This is a genomic window from bacterium (assembly GCA_024742285.1).
In the GTDB taxonomy this organism is placed as follows: Bacteria; Myxococcota_A; UBA9160; order UBA9160; family UBA4427; genus UBA4427.
The window spans coordinates 52,432-69,163 of sequence record JANSYR010000020.1; the positions used below are offsets into that span (position 1 = coordinate 52,432).

The 16,732-nt window shown below is 70.3% G+C and carries 15 protein-coding genes; 8 read left to right on the forward strand and 7 right to left on the reverse strand.

Annotated features, from left to right (window positions below; genetic code table 11):
* Window positions 1-489 carry a hypothetical protein gene (locus tag NXI30_26060; GenBank protein ID MCR9097698.1) on the reverse strand — a complete coding sequence of 163 codons (489 nt, stop codon included), beginning with the start codon at window positions 487-489 and terminating at the stop codon, window positions 1-3.
* 4 nt (window positions 490-493) lie between these two features.
* Entirely contained in the window at window positions 494-1,747 is a 1,254-nt protein-coding gene (locus tag NXI30_26065) for a molybdopterin molybdotransferase MoeA (GenBank protein MCR9097699.1), read from the reverse strand.
* Window positions 1,748-1,995: 248 nt separating this feature from the next.
* Here NXI30_26065 and NXI30_26070 point away from each other — a divergent pair, with 248 nt between their 5' ends.
* From NXI30_26070 to NXI30_26090, 5 genes are read left to right on the forward strand one after another with little or no spacing between them, the layout of a single operon-like run.
* Complete coding sequence (locus NXI30_26070) at window positions 1,996-3,123, forward strand: ATP-binding protein (GenBank protein MCR9097700.1); 1,128 nt, start codon at window positions 1,996-1,998, stop codon at window positions 3,121-3,123.
* Entirely contained in the window at window positions 3,120-4,565 is a 1,446-nt protein-coding gene (locus NXI30_26075) for a sigma-54 dependent transcriptional regulator (protein ID MCR9097701.1), read from the forward strand. The genes NXI30_26070 and NXI30_26075 overlap by 4 nt, the downstream gene beginning before the upstream one ends.
* Before the next feature lie 4 nt (window positions 4,566-4,569).
* The gene (thiE, locus tag NXI30_26080) at window positions 4,570-5,226 is read left to right on the forward strand and encodes a thiamine phosphate synthase (GenBank protein ID MCR9097702.1); all 657 of its coding nucleotides are present in this window, start codon (window positions 4,570-4,572) and stop codon (window positions 5,224-5,226) included.
* Window positions 5,223-6,455: a NupC/NupG family nucleoside CNT transporter gene (locus tag NXI30_26085; protein MCR9097703.1), complete on the forward strand. Its 1,233-nt coding sequence runs from the start codon at window positions 5,223-5,225 to the stop codon at window positions 6,453-6,455. Before thiE ends, NXI30_26085 begins: the two co-directional genes overlap by 4 nt.
* Before the next feature lie 51 nt (window positions 6,456-6,506).
* Window positions 6,507-7,703, forward strand: a complete 1,197-nt coding sequence (locus tag NXI30_26090) for a membrane dipeptidase (GenBank protein MCR9097704.1) — start codon at window positions 6,507-6,509, stop codon at window positions 7,701-7,703.
* A gap of 41 nt (window positions 7,704-7,744) precedes the next feature.
* On the opposite strand, the gene lspA is transcribed toward NXI30_26090, so the two are convergent.
* Window positions 7,745-8,284, reverse strand: coding sequence for a signal peptidase II (lspA, locus tag NXI30_26095; protein MCR9097705.1), 540 nt, complete (start codon window positions 8,282-8,284; stop codon window positions 7,745-7,747).
* 141 nt (window positions 8,285-8,425) lie between these two features.
* Between lspA and NXI30_26100 the strand changes: the two genes are divergently transcribed.
* Window positions 8,426-9,292, forward strand: a complete 867-nt coding sequence (locus NXI30_26100; protein MCR9097706.1) for a PaaX family transcriptional regulator — start codon at window positions 8,426-8,428, stop codon at window positions 9,290-9,292.
* Window positions 9,293-9,401: 109 nt separating this feature from the next.
* Entirely contained in the window at window positions 9,402-10,442 is a 1,041-nt protein-coding gene (locus NXI30_26105) for a fatty acid desaturase family protein (protein MCR9097707.1), read from the forward strand.
* Here NXI30_26105 and NXI30_26110 read toward each other — a convergent pair.
* Window positions 10,439-11,509, reverse strand: coding sequence for a questin oxidase family protein (locus tag NXI30_26110; protein ID MCR9097708.1), 1,071 nt, complete (start codon window positions 11,507-11,509; stop codon window positions 10,439-10,441). The genes NXI30_26105 and NXI30_26110 overlap by 4 nt on opposite strands.
* A 298-nt stretch (window positions 11,510-11,807) precedes the next feature.
* On the opposite strand from NXI30_26110, the gene NXI30_26115 reads away from it, so the two are divergent.
* On the forward strand, window positions 11,808-12,920 hold the full coding sequence (locus NXI30_26115; GenBank protein MCR9097709.1) for an Mrp/NBP35 family ATP-binding protein: 1,113 nt from the start codon (window positions 11,808-11,810) through the stop codon (window positions 12,918-12,920).
* A 136-nt stretch (window positions 12,921-13,056) separates the two neighbouring features.
* On the opposite strand, the gene NXI30_26120 is transcribed toward NXI30_26115, so the two are convergent.
* The 3 genes from NXI30_26120 to NXI30_26130 all read right to left on the reverse strand — a co-directional run bounded on the left by NXI30_26120 (window position 13,057) and on the right by NXI30_26130 (window position 16,724).
* Window positions 13,057-14,958, reverse strand: coding sequence for a DUF3604 domain-containing protein (locus NXI30_26120; GenBank protein ID MCR9097710.1), 1,902 nt, complete (start codon window positions 14,956-14,958; stop codon window positions 13,057-13,059).
* Window positions 14,959-15,026: 68 nt separating this feature from the next.
* Entirely contained in the window at window positions 15,027-15,812 is a 786-nt protein-coding gene (locus NXI30_26125; GenBank protein ID MCR9097711.1) for a 2-keto-4-pentenoate hydratase, read from the reverse strand.
* A 42-nt stretch (window positions 15,813-15,854) separates the two neighbouring features.
* The gene (locus NXI30_26130; GenBank protein ID MCR9097712.1) at window positions 15,855-16,724 is read right to left on the reverse strand and encodes an alpha/beta fold hydrolase; all 870 of its coding nucleotides are present in this window, start codon (window positions 16,722-16,724) and stop codon (window positions 15,855-15,857) included.
* Window positions 16,725-16,732: the final 8 nt, after the last annotated feature.

Genomic DNA, 16,732 nt, shown 5'->3' on the forward strand with positions numbered 1-16,732 from the left:
CTAGCACGCCTCCGGCGGCGGAATCGCCAGCCCGAGCGCCACGCCGTCGACGTGCTCCGCCTGGATCGAAGCGAGCCAGGCGAAGGGATCCTCCTCGCCCCGGGCCACGCTCGCACGCGCGGACGCCAGCGCCGCCTCGCGGCGGAGCATCACGAGCGAACCGGCGGCGGCACTTCCGTGGACGATCGCGTCGGCTTCGGGCCAACAGGTGAGGGCGAGAACGACGTCCGGCTCGATCCCGCGCACGCCGACGAGGGCGAAGAGTACGCGCTCTTCGTCCGCCGCCGCGAGGGCCGCCACCCAACCGGACAGCGTCGATCTCGCTTCGGGTTCGCGCACCACGACGAAGCTCGCGGTGAGTACGTCGCGGGCGTGCTCGACCCGATCTCCGGGCGCCACCTCGAGGGGCACGAGCACGGCGGAGACGTTGCCCAGACGCGCCGAAACGGTCGTCGCCGACTGCGTCGCCCCTGCCCCGGAGAGCGCCATCGCGTCAGAATCCCCGCTCGTCCCGATCGAAGAACGTGGCGTCGAGGATCTGGACGTCGACCTCGGTTCCCGCCGTGACCCCGTCGGACTCGAGTGGCACGACGGCGAGGCCCTGACCGCGGATCATCGAGGTGAGCACGCCGGAGCTCTGGTTTCCGGTCAGGTGCGCGAGCACCCCGTCGCCGCTCCGCTCGAGGGTCACGCGAACGAAGTGGAGGCGACCGGCCTTCTTGCGGTAGTCGTCGGTCAGGGTCGCGCGAACGACGGGCCGATGGATCGCGCGATGGCCCATCATCCTGCGCAGCGCGGGCCGGACGAACTCCTCGAAGGTCACGGCGGTCGAGACGGGATTGCCCGGCAGACCGAAGACGAGCTGACCGGTCGACTCGATCACGCCGAACGCGAGCGGGAACCCGGGCTTCATCTTCACGCCCCAGAAGCGCAGCCGGCAGCCGACCTTCTCGAGGACGTCACGGACGTGGTCGTGATCGCCGACCGAGACGCCGGCGCTGCTCACGAGCACGTCGGCGCCGAGGCCCGCGCGCATCCGCGATTCGATGGCCTCGGGCGTGTCCTCCGCGATCCCGAGATAGATCGGCTCGGCGCCGATCTCGCGACACTGCGCCGCCAGGGTGTACGAGTTGGAAGAGACGATGCGTCCGCCGTCGGCGGGGCGATCCGGCTCGACCAGCTCGTCACCGCCCGAGAGGATCGCGACGCGCGGCCGCTGGTGGACGGAGACGATCGTTCGGCCCAGCGAGGCGAGCACCCCGAGATGGGCCGCGCCGAGGACCGCGCCTTCATCGATCAACCGGTCGCCGACCTCGAAGTCCTCGCCGCCATCGCGCACGTTCGCCCGTTCCGCGGGCTCGGTCCGGATCTCGACGGTCTCGGCGCCCTGGTCCGTATCCTCCTGCATGACGACCGCGTCCGCGGCGGGCGGGATCGGAGCGCCCGTGAAGATCCGCGCCGCCTCCCCCACGCCGAGGGGACGAGCCGCCTGACCGCCGGCCGGGACCTCGTAGGCGACCGGCAGGGTGCGCGGTGCCTCGGCGCTCACGCCGATCAGGTCCTCGCGACGGACCGCATAGCCATCCATCGCCGAACAGTCCGCCGGCGGATGCCGCCGCGCCGAGATCACGGCTTCCGCGAGCACGCGCCCGGCCGCGTCGGACGCGGAGATCGTTTCCGCGCCGAGGCGCGGCGTTTCTTCGAGGATCGCCGCCTGGGCCTCGGCGACGGTCAGTCCTTGCCGCATCGAGCTCCCGACTCCCCCGCGCGCCGCGCGTCGCCCACCAGCGAATCCTCCAAAGACTTCCGCATGGCCGTACGGTACCCGGTGTGAGCCGATCCGGGGAGCCCGTGAGGCGCGCGCCCGCGGGGTATCAACGGCGCGAGACCCCGTCCGGACCCCCGAAACCTGTGCCGATTCTGGACCTTGCAGCGATCCCACCCACCGCTAGATTCGCGCGCATCCGCCAACTGCCCAAAAAACAGGCAAAATTCATGAATCTCGACCTCCAGGGCATCTTCGATGCGCTCCTCGAAGGCGTCGTCGTTCTCGATGACGACGGCCGGGTCGAGTACAGCAACACCGAGGCCCGGCGCCTGCTCGACGCCGCCGTCCTCGAGGCCAGCGCCGGCAAGCGCCTGATCGACACCCTCGGCCCGGACCACCCCCTGTCCCGGATCGTCGACCGGGTCCGCGTCTCCGGTCGCCCCGCGATCCACGACGAAGTCGCGTTTCCTCGCCCCCTCGCCGCTCCGATCCCCGTCGACGTCTCGGTCTCGCTCCTCGGAAACGACCATCCGCGCCCCGGCGCACCGCGCCCCCTCGTCGCGACGATTCGGGACCGCAGCGCCGCCCGTTCCCTGCGCGAGGAGATCCGCGAGCGCGAGCGCCAGGAATCCTACGGACACATCGCCGCCGGCATCGCCCACGAGGTCAAGAACCCGCTCGGCGGCATCCGTGGTGCCGCCGAGCTCCTCTCCTACCGCGCGCAGGACGACCGCGCGCGGAAGGCCGCGGAGCTGATCGTCGGCGAGGTCGACCGGATCGCCGGGCTGGTCGACGAGCTGATGGTGTTCGCGCGCGGCGACGAGCTCGACCTCGAAGACGTGAACATCCACCAGCCCCTCGACTCCCTGCTCGACCTCCTCGAGCTCGAACGGGGCTACGAAGAGATCCACGTCAAACGCATCTACGATCCCTCGCTCCCGGAGCTGAAGGCGGACCCGGCCCGGCTCCAGCAGATCTTCCTGAATCTGGCGCGCAACGCGATGCAGTCGATGGAAGAGACCGGCGGGACCCTCACGCTCTCGACCGGGATGACCCTCGAACACCGGCTCGTCGGCTCCGACGGCCGACCCCGCCCGACCATCGAGGTCTGCGTCGCCGACACCGGACCGGGGATCGCGCCCGACATCCTCGACCGCCTCTCGACGCCCTTCTTCACGACCAAGCAGCGAGGCACCGGCCTCGGCCTCTCCGTCGCCCGTCATTGGATCCGTCGCCACGGTGGCCGCCTCCGCCTCGATTCCGTCGAAGGCGAGGGCACCCGAGCCATCGTCGACCTCCCCCTCGAGCCGCTCGTTCCGGCGCCGGAAGCGGACTCCCAGGAGCCCCTCGTATGAACTCCGCAACCGACGCGATGCGCGTCCTCGTCGCCGACGACGAAGCCTCCATCCGCTTCGTCCTCCAGGAGGTCCTCGAAGGCCTCGGCCATGAAGTGGTCGCCGTCGAGGACGGCGAAGCCGCGGCCCGCGAGCTCGCGAGTGAACCCTACGACCTCGCCTTCATGGACATCCGCATGCCCGGCATGACCGGGATCGAAGCGCTCCAGCAACATCGCGCCGCCGGCGGCGACGTCGCGATCGTGATCATCACGGCGCAGAACCTGCTCGACAACGCCGTCGAGTCGATGAAGTCGGGCGCCCTCGACTACCTGGTCAAGCCCTTCGCCCTCGCGGAGGTCGAAGCCCTCGCCGAGAAGGCGCGTTCCACGCGAGCGCTCAAGGACGAGGTCCGCTCGCTGCGGCGGCAGGTCGGACGCGCCGTCTCGCCGGGCGGCGATCGGCTCGTCGGGTCGAGCCCGGCCCTCCTCGAGATCTTCAAGACCGTCGGCAAGGTCGCGCCGCGCAACGTGCCCGTCCTGCTGACCGGCGAGAGCGGCACGGGCAAGGAGCTCGTCGCCCACGCGATCCACGCGGCCAGCCCCCGCGGCGAGGGCCCCTTCGTCGCGGTCAACGCCGCGGCGATTCCGCGGGAGCTCCTCGAGAGCGAGCTCTTCGGCCACGAGCGCGGTGCCTTCACGGGCGCGACCAGCGCACGGGCAGGCCGCTTCCGCGAGGCGTCGGGCGGAACGCTCTTCCTCGACGAGATCGGCGACATGCCCGTCGACCTCCAGGCGAAGCTCCTTCGGGTCCTCCAGTCGGGGGAGGTCACGCCGGTGGGCGGGCGCGATCCGATCGTCGTCGACGTCCGGATCATCGCCGCGACCCACCGCGATCTCGACGAAGGCGTGCGGGAAGGCTCGTTCCGCGAGGACCTGCTCTACCGCCTGCGCGTCGTACCACTCTCGATCCCGCCGCTTCGCGAACGGATCGAAGACGTCCGCACCCTCGCCCACCACTTCGCGGAGCGATACGCCCCCGAGCTGGCCGAGGGCCCGGTCAGCCTCCCGGACGCGACGGTCGAACGGCTCGAACGTCACACCTGGCCCGGCAACGTGCGCGAGCTCGAGAACGCGATCAAACGCGCTCTGGTCCTCTCGACCGACGAGGTCCTCGCGCCGAGCGAGTTCGACTTCCTCGAGTCGACGACCCCGGCGCCCGCCCCGACGACGAGCCTCGAATCCCTGGTGACGAGTGAAGTGGAAGCGCTGCTCGCGCGGAGCGAGGACGAGGGCGATCTCTACCGCGAGATCCAGGAGCGCGTCGAGCGACCGCTCCTCGAGGTCGTCCTCGAACGCACCGGCGGCAACCAGATCCGCGCCGCTGCGCTCCTCGGCATCAACCGCAACACGCTCCGCAAGAAGATCACCGAGCTCGCCATCGAGCTCCCGAAACGGGGCTGAGCCGTTGAGTGACCGCGCCGACCGCGGCCTCGACTACCGCGGACTCCACGTCCTGGCGGACGACGATCCGCGCTGGGCGAAGGACCCGGTCGAGCAGGCACGCGAGGCCTGCGCCGGCGGGGCCCCCGTCGTTCAGCTCCGCTCGAAGCACGCGACGGACCGCGAGGCCCTCGGCTGGGCACAGGCGATCCGCAGGCTCACCCGCGAGGCCGGCGCCCGCTTCGTCGTGAACGATCGCTTCGACCTCGCCCTCCTCGCCGAAGCGGATGCGGTCCACCTCGGTCAAGACGACCTGCCGCCGTCCGCCCTGCCGACGGACGTGCGCCGCCGGCTCGCCGTCGGTCGCTCGACCCACACGCCCGAGCAGCTCGTCGCGACCCGAGACGAAGACGTCGACTACGTGGCCTTCGGTCCCGTCTTCGGCACGACCTCGAAGGACTCCGACTACGATCGGCGCGGACTCGAGGCGCTGCGCGAGGCCGTGCGGCTCGCGGCGCCGCGACCGCTCGTCGCCATCGGCGGGATCACCGCGGATCGCGTGGCGTCGCTGCGGGAAGCCGGGGTCGCGGGCTTCGCGGTCATCTCGGTCGTGGCCGCGGCCGAAGATCCGGTCGCGGCGACGGCGGATCTCGTGGCGCGATTCGCGCGGGCGGAACGATGACTGAAGTCGGGCTTCGAGCGGTCTCTGCGGTGGGCTTCGTCGTGCTCCTCGGGATCACCGTCCTCTGCTCGACGAATCGAGGCGCGATCGATCGGCGGACCGTGCTCGTGGGCGTCGGACTGCAGGTGGGGATCGCCGTCCTCCTGCTGGCGACCCCGATCCGCGACGCGATGCTGCCCTTCTTCGAACGGCTGGTGTCGCTCCTCCTCGCGTGGTCCCAGGCCGGGGCGGGCTTCCTCTTCGGTGCGCTGCTCGAGCAGGGGGAGAGCTTCGCCCTCGGCGTCCTGCCGCTCATCATCTTCATGGGCTCGCTCTTCGGCGTGCTCTACCACCTGGGCCTCGTCCAGCCGCTCGTGCGGGTATCGTCGCGAAGCCTGTCTCGCGCGATGGGGGTCTCCGGCGCGGAGGGACTCGCCGCCGCCTCGAACGTCTTCGTCGGCATGATCGAGTCGGGCATCGTCGTCGGCCCCTATCTGGCCCGCATGACCCGAAGCGAGCTCTTCGCCTTCATGACCCTCGGCATGTCGACCATCGCGGGGACGGTGCTCGTGACCTACGCGAAGATCCTCGGCGCGGCCCAGTACGCGGGACACCTGATCGTCGCGAGCCTGATCTCCGCGCCCGCCGCCCTCGTGGTCGCGAAGATCATGATCCCGGAGACGGAGACGCCGGAGACCGCCGGCGGCGACGCGATCGCCCACGAGGAGCGCGCCGAGAACGTGATCGACGCGGCGGCGGTCGGCGCCCTCGCCGGGCTGAGGCTCGCGCTCTCGATCGGTGCGCTGCTGATCGCGTTCGTCGCGCTGATCGCCCTCGCGAACAGCGCCATGGGCGCGATCGGGGGTCTCCTCGGCCAGCCGGACCTCACGCTGCAGGCCCTCTTCGGCTGGCTCTTCGCGCCCGTCGCCGCTCTGATGGGCGTGCCCTGGGCGGAGGCGCGCGAGGTGGGGGCGCTGATCGGCGTGAAGACCGTGTTGAACGAGTTCATCGCCTATCACGACCTGGCGGCGGCGGTCGAAGCGGGCCGGGTCGGCCCGCGGAGCGCATTGATCGCGAGCTACGCGCTCTGCGGCTTCGCGAATTTCGGCTCGCTGGCGATCCTGCTCGGCGGTCTCGAAGCCCTGGCCCCCGAACGACGCCCCGAAGCGGCGCGCCTTGGACTACGCTCGATCCTGGCCGGCACGATCGCCACGTGCCTGACGGGTTGTCTCGCCGGCTTGATCGCTTGATCGCAGGGCGGCGCCCCGTCCGTGCGATCCGAGCCCCCGGAGATCCGCCGCATGCCCGCGTCCAGAACCGCCACCCGGATCGCCCCGATCGTCGCTGCGATCTTCGTCCTGGGCTGGCTCTATCTCGGACTGCGACTGGAGAGCTGGATCAACCTCGTCGAGCCCGAGCGCCTTCCGGAGGTCGGCCCGCAGGCGGAGGCCCTCCACGGAACGAGCTTCGTCGCCGATCTCCACGCGGACTCGCTCCTCTTCGGTCGGGACCTGCTCGAGCGCAGCACGATGGGTCACGTCGACCTGCCCCGCCTCCAGGAAGGCGGCGTCGCACTCCAGGTCTTCTCACTTCCGACGATCGTGCCCTTCGGGCTGAACATCGAACGGAACGTGGGCGACGGCCTCGACTCGCTGACCGTCGCCGGTCTCGTGCAGCTCTCTCCGACGGCCCTGCTCGGACCGACCGGGCGCGCGCTGCATGCCGCCGAGCGCCTGGAGGATTTCGCCGCGGCCTCCGACGGAGAACTCGTCGTGATCCGGACGCGGGCGGATCTCGCCGCGCTCCAGGCCGCGCGTGCCGAGGGCGCCGACACGACCGGCGCCCTGCTCGCGCTCGAGGGCGCCCACGCCCTCGAGAGCGATCCGGAGAACCTCGGTCGCCTCTTCGATGCGGGCTACCGCATGATCGGCCTCACCCACTTCTTCGACAACGACTACGCCGGCTCGGCCCACGGCGTCGAGCGCGGCGGCCTCACGCCCCTCGGCCGCGCGACCCTCGCCGAGATGGAGGCGCGAGGCATCACCCTCGATCTCGCCCATCTCGCCCCGGTGGCCGTCGACGAGGCGCTCGATCGGTCGACGCGCCCCACGGTCTTCTCGCACGGGGGCGTGCGCGGGACCTGCGACAACCAGCGCAACCTCTCCGACGAGCACGTACGGCGGATCGCGGCCGGCGGCGGCGTCGTCGGGATCGGCTACTGGGAGTGGGCCGTCTGCGGAACGACACCGCGGGACGTCGCCCGCGCCATCACCTACGTGGTCCGTCTCGTGGGCGCGGACCATGCCGCGCTCGGCTCCGACTACGACGGGGGCACGACCGTCGGCTTCGACACGAGTCAGCTGGCGGCCCTCACCCAGGCACTGCTCGACGAGGGGCTCACGCCGGGCGAAGTCCGCAAGGTCATGGGCGACAACGTGCTGCGCGTGCTCGCCGAGAACCTCCCGCCGGCGGGACTCGCCGCGGACGACGCGCCCTAGGTTCCGGCGCCCAGCGCGAGCCGCGAAGCCGACCCGCTCCGTCAGGCGCCGAGCTCGCCGCCCGGTGAGGACGACTCGGGCGCCGGCGCGTCCGGCTCGCCCTCGAAGAACATCTGGAGCATCAGGACGGCGACGCCGACGACGATCCAGCAGTCGGCCATGTTGAAGGTCGGCCAGACGTATCCGCCGATCAGACGGAAGTCGAGGAAGTCGATCACCTCGCCGTAGTAGAGCCGGTCGGTCAGATTGCCGAGGGCACCCCCGAGGATCCCGCCGATCGCCAGGGGCGCCAGCCGCTCCTCCGGCTCGACCTTGGCGAGGAAGTAGAGCAGCAGCCCGACCGCGAGGGCGCCGGTCCCCAGGAAGAAGGCCTGCCGGAGCCCCTCGGGCATCGTGGCCAGGAAGCTGAAGGCGCCGCCCGGGTTCCGCACGTGGGTCAGGTTGAAGAACCCGTCGATCACCGTCTGCCGCTCGCCGTACGCGAAGCGGTCGACGATCGCGATCTTCGTCGCCTTGTCGATCACGAAGGTGATCAGGAAGGTGGGAAGGAAGATCCAGAGCTTTCGGGACAGGGTCGGCACGGGCGGGAGGGTACCCCATCGCAGCCGCCTTGACCCCGGGGGAATCACGTCAGATCGCGGAGATCTGCCCGAGACGATGCGTCGTCCGCCCAGATATTACATTTTTTGCGTTCGATCTCCCGATCAGGTAATCAAATGCCCGTGCAGCAACCGACCGCGCGCAGCCTCGTGCTCGACCTCCTCTCGACCCTCCGGCGAGGGACGATGCCCGTGCGCGCGTTGGTCGAGGCCGGCGCCCTGCTCGGGATCGAGGAGAACAACGTCCGTGTGAGTCTCGCGCGCCTCTACGCCTCCGGTCGCATCGAGCGGGACGAGCGAGGGCGGTATCGCCTCGGTCCCGCCGTCGCCGCGATCAGCGGACGTCTGCGGAGCTGGCGGGACCTCGGCCAGCGCCAACGCGCCTGGAAGGGGGACTGGATCGCCGTCCACTGCGCGCGCCTCGGCCGCGGGCCGGCGCGCCGCCGCCGGGAGCGCGCCCTCGAGCTGCTCGGATTCCGCGCGCTCGAAACCGGCTTCTCCCTGCGCCCCGACAACCTCCGCGGTGGCGTCGACGGCGTGCGCGAGCAGCTGGTCTCCCTCGCGACCGGAGCCGACGCGACGGATACGGCCCTGGGCCGCGTCTTCGTCGTCCGGGACCTCGATCCCTCGAGCGACCTCGAGGCCCGAAGCCTCTGGGACGCGGCCGCCCTCGCCGACGAAGGCCGCGCGTCCCTCGCGGATCTCCAGGCATCCGAAGCCCGCCTCGAACGGCTCTCCGACGAAGAGGCGATGGTCGAGTCGTTCCTGGTCGGCGGCCGCATCCTTCGTCAGCTGGTTCGCCACCCGCTGCTCCCGCCCGAGATCCTCGACCCCGCGCCGCTGCGTGATCTGCTCGACGCGATGAAGCACTACGACGCCCGCGGACGCGACGCCTGGGCCCGCTTCCTCTCCCGTCACGACGTTCCCCACCGTGCCCTCCCCCTCGACGCCCGCGAGCCGACCGCGGACCGACCCGGCGCGCTCCATTGAGGCCGCCGTCCCGATCGCCCGCGCGCCGGGCGCCTGCTTCGCACCTCGCCGGGAGACCGGCCTCGAACCCACTCGCGACGAATCGCGAATCCAACCCGGAGTTCCGATCATGATGGTCACCGCCCCGCCGTCCGACGAGATCCAGGACGCCCCCGAAGAGCCGATCCTCGGCAACGCCCACTGGCTCTCGAAGTTCACGAAAGAAGAGCGCAAGGAGATCCTCTCCTTCGACGACAAGCGGAGCGTCTGGACCCTCGTCTTCAACTGGTCCGTCGTATTCGGCGCGATGGCCCTGGTCGGGATCTCGAGCGGCTTCTGGCTCGTCCTGACGATCCCCCTCGCGCTCTTCCTGATCGGGGGGCGTCAGCTGGGCTTCGCGATCGTCATGCACGACGCAGCCCACCACGCGTTCCTGTCGAATCGCAAGTGGAACGACCTCGTCGGCAACTGGCTCGGCGCCTATCCGACCTGGTCGGACGTGAAGCCCTACCGCCCCTACCACCTGGTCCACCACGCCAAGACCGGGACCGAGGAAGATCCGGACCTCTCGCTGACGCTGCCCTTCCCGCTCACCCGGTCGAGCTTCCGGCGCAAGGTCTGGCGCGACCTCTCCGGGCAGACCGGCTGGACCCAGATCAAGCAGACCTTCCTGCGCGACATGGGCTGGGGGAATCGTCGGACCCAGCGCAACCAGGGGCTCGAGCCCGGCGAGAAGCCGGACGTCGGCTGGCACAAGATCGCGCCGGTCGCGATCACGAACCTCGTGATCTTCGCCGTGCCGGCGAGCTTCGGTCGACCGGAGCTCTACCTGCTCTGGGTCGTCGCGCTCTTCACGACCTACCGCCTGGTGATCCGCATCCGCGCGATCGGCGAACACGCCCTGTCGGGCCCCGCTGAGGACCCGCTGCGCAACACGCGGACGACGATCGCCTCGTGGTGGGAGCGGCTCTTCCTCGCCCCGAACTTCGTCAACTACCACCTCGAGCACCATCTGCTCATGACGGTGCCCCACTACAACCTGCCGAAGATGCACCGCATGCTGCGGGACAAGGGGCTACTCGAGAACGCGCTCGTCTCGAACGGCTACCTCGAGGTGCTGCGCCGGGCGACGTCGAAGCCCGAAGCGCCGACGGAGGCCGCGGCGGCCTAGCAGACGGGAGCGTCGCTTCGCCCGCCGACCTTGAGCGCCGCGTCCGCGCCCGCGCGCTGGAAGACCGGATCCGGCGCGCGGCGGTCCTCGCGCCAGCACGCTTCCGTCATCTTGATCGCGTGCTCCTGGATCGAGCACGCCGCGTGGTAGCGGGTCTCGTCCCAGTCCCCGGCGACGCGGATCACCTCTTCGTCGTCCTCCGGCGCCCCGTCCGGCTCGCCGAAGATCGAGTGGAGCGCGCCGACCGCCTGGAGCACGAAGCCGCAGGCAGCGACGCGATCCTCGGGCTCGAGATACGGAAGCAGGATCCGCAGACCCGACGGAATCGTCAGCGCGTGGACGTAGGCGATCCGCGCCGTGGGATGAGCGACGTAGAGCCCCGCCGCGCCGAGACAGAGGGTGTCGAGCCAGGCGTCGACCTCGTCCGGAGACGGCAGCCGCGCTTGCCCGACGGCCTCGGCGAAAGGCGCCCAATCATCGAGCCGCTCGACCACGCGAAAGAAATACCCCGATCGTGCCTCGGCGTCGCCGAGCAGGGGCCACGCGCCGAGCGCCGCGTCGAGCGCCGCGTCGAGGCTCGCTTCCTTCGGCGTCGAGCCCGGTGTGCCCGGCAGCGTCTGATACCGCGCGGCCCAGTAGGCGAGACCGTGGGCCACCTCCTGGCGCCGCGCGGGGTGGTCCTCGCGTTCGAGCGCGCGCAGCCCGTGCACGACGCGGAGCAGACCGTGGCCCGCGGCGGCGAAGAGCCCCGGCAGGAGCGCGGGGACCTCGCTTCGAAGCAGGGTCGTGACGTCCCCCTCCCGCACGCGTTCCTCGAACGTCGTCACCCACTCGGGCGCGCGCTCGATGTGGCCGAGGGCCTCGCCCCAGGCCGCCCGCGGAATGGACGCGCCCCGTTCGAGCGGAGGCAGCCGCGGCGCGTAGACGTCGACGAACGCCGGAATCTTCGCCTGGTGCCCGAGACGTTCCAGGGCCTCTGCGCCCATGGGTCCGTGGTTCGCGAGTCCCCCCGCGTACTCGAGCCCCACCTGCTGGAAGCGTTCGAGTGCCTCGTCGTAGTTGCTCATCGTCCGTCGCCCCGTCTGCGCGCGCCGGGGGCCGGGCCAACCGCTCCGACCGCCCGCGCCGGCGGATCCTAGCGGCCACGCGCGGCCCCGCGTACTCGCCGCCGCGCGCCCCGCCAGCTGCTAAGATCCGCCCGCGCCCGGCCCAGAGCCCCAAGCCCCGCTTCGGCGGAGTGGCCGAGACCGACCCTTCGAGCGACCGGACGCCCGGTGCTCGGTTCCGATCCTCACTTCTCCATCTCCTCATCGCGCCGGGTCCATCCGGTTCCCGCGACCCGACGCCACCCAAAGGAACGCCGCCATGGCCGACCCCGTGAGCCCCGCGCAGGTCCTCGACGCCCTGCGCCCGATCATCGACCCCGACTTCGGCAAGAGCATCGTCGACCTCGGCTTCATCAAGGACCTGAAGGTCGACGGACCGACCGTCTCCTTCTCGATCGAGCTGACGACGCCGGCCTGCCCGGTCAAGGACGAGTTCAAGGCCGCCGCGAAGCAGCGGGTCGAAGCCCTCGACGGCGTCGACGAGGCCGCGGTCACGATGACCGCGAACACGCGGCAGGCGAGCCGGACCGGCGGCGGCGAAGGCGATCAGCAGGTGAACCTGCCCGGCGTGAAGAACATCATCGCCGTGGCCAGCGGCAAGGGCGGCGTCGGCAAGAGCACGACGGCGATCAACCTCGCCCTCTCCCTCCGCGACCAGGGCGCCCAGGTCGGGATCCTCGATGCCGACGTCTACGGCCCGTCCCTCTCTCTGCTCGCGGGCGTGCACGGGCGTCCGGACACGACCCCGGACCGCAAGATCATGCCGCTGATCGGCCAGGGCATGAAGTTGATGTCGATGGCGTTCTTCATGAACGACGACTCGCCCGTCATCTGGCGCGGTCCGATGGTCCACGGCCTGGTCAAGCAGTTCCTCACCGACGTGCAGTGGGGCGAGCTCGACTACCTGATCGTCGACATGCCCCCCGGAACCGGTGACGCTGCCCTCACGCTCACGCAGATGGCGCCGCTCTCCGGCGCGGTCATCGTGACGACCGCCAACGACCTCTCGCTGATCGACGCCCGCAAGGGCCTCCAGATGTTCGAGAAGGTCGGCGTGCCGATCCTGGGCATCGTGGAGAACATGTCCTACTTCACGCCCAGCGAGCTGCCCGACAAGAAGTACTACATCTTCGGTCAAGGCGGCGGTGAGCGCGTCGCCAAGGAGCTCGGCGTCGATTTCCTCGGCGAAGTCCCGATCGACCCTCGAATCGCGGAGAACGGCGACGTCGGTCAGCCGATCGTGGTCAGCGAGCCGGACTCGCCCTCGAGCGCGGCGCTTCGCAGGATCTCCGGCGAGGTCGCGCGAAAGGTCGCGATGCTGGCGGTGCAGAACCCGCCGATCGCGGATGCGAACATCACCTGGGTGAACTGATCCTTCGGCGCTGCGCGCCTCTCGAAGCGCCGCTTCGCGGCGGCGCTTCTTGCGCTGAGGGCTCGGCCTTCTGGTCGGCGCGCCGCGCCCCTCGAAGCGCCGTTTCTTGCGCTGAGGGCTCCGGGGGTGGCTCCGTTCAGCTTCCGGGCTCGTACCAGATGGACGAGCCGACGGCGCGTTCGTGGATGGAGTGTGGTTTCGGAGGGGGGATGCCCAGGCGTTTGGCGTCGTAGGTGGACCAGCGCGGGGTGGCGATCTCGAGGGCGCGGGCGTAGTAGAAGGCGCGTTGGTCGGGGTCGAAGTCGGGATCCTGCCAGAAGGCCGAGAGGTCCGCGGCGCCGACCGAGTCTTCGTAGGTCGCGCTCGCGACGTCGACCGTCGACGGGAGCGACACGAGGCGTCCCGCCTCGTCGGGCACGCGTCCGTCGGACGCGGCGATCTCGTAGACGCGCTCGTGACTGCGACCGGCGTCGTCGAGCCAGCCCTTGATGATCTGCAGGCGATCGAGGTTCGCCCCATCCGGGTCCTTGAGCGCCCAGACGAGGAACGCGGGCGCTTCCGGGTTCTCGTGCGGCCGCAGCGTCCCGCCCATCGGCACACCGCGGCGGTAGCCCTCGCGGATGCCGTCCGACCGTTCGAGCAGGCTGGCTTCGAGATCCCAACCGCCGAACATGCGCACGCGAATCCGCGGGCCCGAGGTCGCGAAGGTTTCTTTTCGGCGCATCGCTGCGAAGAGCGACGCCCGCGTATTCTCCTCGGCCCAGATCCCTGCGAGGCCGGCCGCGCCCCACTTCGACGCGGGCAGGAACCCCTCCGGAATCAACGTCGCCTGATCGAGACGGATCGCCGCGGTCCCGTCGAGCATCGGTAGCTTCCCGAAGAACGCGTCCTCTTCGATCGGGGACGCGGCCCCGTGGCCGTCACTGCTCCCGATCACGCCGAAGTCGAAGGGATTCGAGCCGGACCGGGCGGCGATCTCGAGTCCCACGCGCTGGGCCGCGCGGGCGTACCCGCCGCGAAGATCCAGGGCCTCGCTGGCGGGAAGCAGGCCTTCCTGGATCTCGAAGTCGGCGAACTCGTCTTCGGGCGAGAGCGCCGGGTGGGTCTCGGACGTGCCCTTGACCTGGAAGATCTCCGTGAGCGGCTCGTTGCGGCGCCGCGTCTCGATGTAGTCGGCGTCGAAGGCGTTGCCCGTCATGTCGGTCGTGGCGAAGGTCAGACCGCCGGAGAGGTTCGGATTGTGTGGGATCGCGAGCACCGGAATCCCGGCCTCCCGCTGACGGTCGAGCTCCGCCCACAGATCGCGCGAGTTCCGCGCCTCTTTGGCGCTCGCGGCAAAGTCCGGCGCGCGGCTGCTGCCGTAGATCACGTTGCGATGCAGGTGGATCCCGTTGTCTCCGCCGCGGGTCCACTCGTAGGCGATGAACGTGGTGAAGGCGCCGGGGTCGTTGTGCTGCTCGGCGGCGCCGATGATCGTCTGCCAGGCATCGCTTCGGATCTCGTCGGTCTCCGGCGGGAGCTCCATCGCGAGGTTGTCCCAGAGCTCGCCCATCGTCCGCTGATAGAGCAGGGTCAGGGCGAGACGCGAGTCGTTCTGGAGCCGGTCCCGAAGAGACCGCTCGACGAGCACCCCTTCGTTGCGTTCCCGTGTGATCCCCAGGAACTCGGAGTGGTCCGTCACGGCCGCGAAGTCGAGGGGCTTCGAGAGTCGGATCTCGCTCCCATTGCCGTGGGCCAGACTCGCCCCCTTCGCGAACCGGTAGGCGTCGTCGGGCATCGCCCGGACGCCGAAGACGAACGCGTCCGCGGACAAGGCGGTGTGGATGTGGAGATCACCGAAGAAGGCCTGCCGATCTGGCGCGGGCGGCCGGCGCTCGAGCGGCCTCATCGGCTTCGCATTCGCGGGATCGAACGCGGGCTCGAGCGTCGGATCGGCCGGCGGCTTCTGGAGCCCGACCACGAGGACCCAGCCGACGGCGAGTGCGACGAAAGCCGCCAGGATCAGCAGGAACGTTCGAAGGACTCCCCAGACGGACATGGACGACACCTCTTCGGGGCCATTCCCGCCGCCCCACGCAGGGAGAGCGAGGAACGGGCCGTCGCGCGCTACGTGAATCGGACCTCGACGTGGCCGAGTGCGTCGAACTCCGCCCGCACGACGTCGCCGGCCTGGACGTCGACCGCGCGCGTGCAGGAGCCCGGAAGCACCGCCTGGCCGGCTTCGAGGGCCACGTCGAATCGGCTGACGGTCTGGGCGAGCCAGGCCACGGCGGTGACCGGGTTGCCGAGGACCGCCGCCGAGGTCCCGGATTCGACCACCTCGCCGTTGCGCAGGAGGCTCGCCTCGATCGCGCGCACGTCGACGTCGGTCAGCCGGACCGGGTTCCCGCCGAGCACGACCTTCGCCGAGGACGCGTTGTCGGCGATCGTGTCGACGATCCCGATCTTCCAGTCGGCGATCCGGCTGTCGATGATCTCGATCGCCGGGAGGACGAACTCCGTCGCGCGGATCACGTCCGCGGCGTTGCACCCGCGCGCCGGCAGCGCGTCGCCCAGCACGAACGCGACTTCGATCTCGACCCGCGGCTGGATCATCGCGCTCATGGCGACGTCGTGTTCCTCGAAGACGAACATGTCGTCCAGGAGGTGACCGTAGTCGGGCTCGTCCACACCCATCATCTCCTGCATCGCCCGGGACGACAGACCGACCTTGTGACCACGGACCGCCGCGCCCGCTTCGACGCGTCGCTCGATGTTGTGGAGCTGGATCCGATAGGCGTCCGTCACGTCGAGATCGGACCAGCGCGCGGCGAGCGGCTCGATCGGCTTCCTGGACGCCTCCGCGTCGTACAGCGCGGCGGCGACTTCCTGGAGCGTCGCGTCGGTCGTCATTCGGAGTCCTTTCGGGGCCTGGCCCGAGCGCTCGGTGCCGACCTATCCATCGGCCGTCAGGAAGTCGATCGAGATCCGCTCGAACTCCCGGGCGTGCTCGAGCTGCGCCCAGTGTCCGCAGCGAGGGAAGACGTGCAGGCGCGCGTTCTCCATCCGGTGGAGCATGAAGAGCGCGCCATCGAGGGGCAGGACCCGATCGTCGCGGCCCCAGGTGATGAGCGTCGGGTGCGTGACCCGGTGGATCTCCCGCCAGATCTCGCCCTTCCTGCGCTGCTCCTCGTCGGGCCCCATGACCGTCATCAGGAACCGCGCGAGGCCCTGGATCACCCCCGGATCGCTCGCGACCGACCAGCGCTCCTCGATCAGCTCCTCGGTCACGAGGGCCTGGTCGTAGACCATGATCCGCACGAACTCCTCGAGCTTCTCGCGGCTCGGACCGGGCGGCGCCAGGAATCGCCCCAGGATCTTCACGCCCTCCGTCGGCTCGGGAGAGAGCACCGGGATGCAGGCGCCTCCGGGCCCCATCTGCACCAGCCGATTCGCACGATCCGGGTAGTCGAGCGCGAAGCGGAAGGCCGTCCCGCCGCCCAGCGAGTTGCCGAGCAGATGCGCCGACGGAATCTCGAGCTCGTCCAGGAGGTCGCGCAGCGCACGCGCGGCGACGACGTTGAACTGCTCCTTCGACTCGGGCTTGTCGGAGAGTCCGAACTGGGGCTGATCGACGAGGAGCACGCGGAAGTGCGAGGCGAACGCGGGCAGGTTCTGCTTGAAGTTGCTCCAGCCGGTCGCGCCGGGCCCGCCGCCGTGCAGCATGACGAGCGTGTCGCCCTCTCCCGCCTCGTTGTAGTGGATCCGCAGATCGCCGAGCTGGGCGGATCGACTCGTGGACTCGAAGGTCAGATCGTCTGCCATGGTTCCGT

What these genes read in the sequence shown, in the direction of transcription:
- NXI30_26060 (MCR9097698.1), bottom strand. Translation starts at nt 489, where the DNA reads ATGGCGCTCTCCGGGGCAGGGGCGACGCAGTCGGCGACGACCGTTTCG.
- NXI30_26065 (MCR9097699.1), bottom strand. Translation starts at nt 1,747, where the DNA reads ATGCGGCAAGGACTGACCGTCGCCGAGGCCCAGGCGGCGATCCTCGAA.
- NXI30_26070 (MCR9097700.1), top strand. Translation starts at nt 1,996, where the DNA reads ATGAATCTCGACCTCCAGGGCATCTTCGATGCGCTCCTCGAAGGCGTC.
- NXI30_26075 (MCR9097701.1), top strand. Translation starts at nt 3,120, where the DNA reads ATGAACTCCGCAACCGACGCGATGCGCGTCCTCGTCGCCGACGACGAA.
- NXI30_26085 (MCR9097703.1), top strand. Translation starts at nt 5,223, where the DNA reads ATGACTGAAGTCGGGCTTCGAGCGGTCTCTGCGGTGGGCTTCGTCGTG.
- NXI30_26090 (MCR9097704.1), top strand. Translation starts at nt 6,507, where the DNA reads ATGCCCGCGTCCAGAACCGCCACCCGGATCGCCCCGATCGTCGCTGCG.
- NXI30_26105 (MCR9097707.1), top strand. Translation starts at nt 9,402, where the DNA reads ATGATGGTCACCGCCCCGCCGTCCGACGAGATCCAGGACGCCCCCGAA.
- NXI30_26110 (MCR9097708.1), bottom strand. Translation starts at nt 11,509, where the DNA reads ATGAGCAACTACGACGAGGCACTCGAACGCTTCCAGCAGGTGGGGCTC.
- NXI30_26115 (MCR9097709.1), top strand. Translation starts at nt 11,808, where the DNA reads ATGGCCGACCCCGTGAGCCCCGCGCAGGTCCTCGACGCCCTGCGCCCG.
- NXI30_26120 (MCR9097710.1), bottom strand. Translation starts at nt 14,958, where the DNA reads ATGTCCGTCTGGGGAGTCCTTCGAACGTTCCTGCTGATCCTGGCGGCT.
- NXI30_26125 (MCR9097711.1), bottom strand. Translation starts at nt 15,812, where the DNA reads ATGACGACCGACGCGACGCTCCAGGAAGTCGCCGCCGCGCTGTACGAC.
- NXI30_26130 (MCR9097712.1), bottom strand. Translation starts at nt 16,724, where the DNA reads ATGGCAGACGATCTGACCTTCGAGTCCACGAGTCGATCCGCCCAGCTC.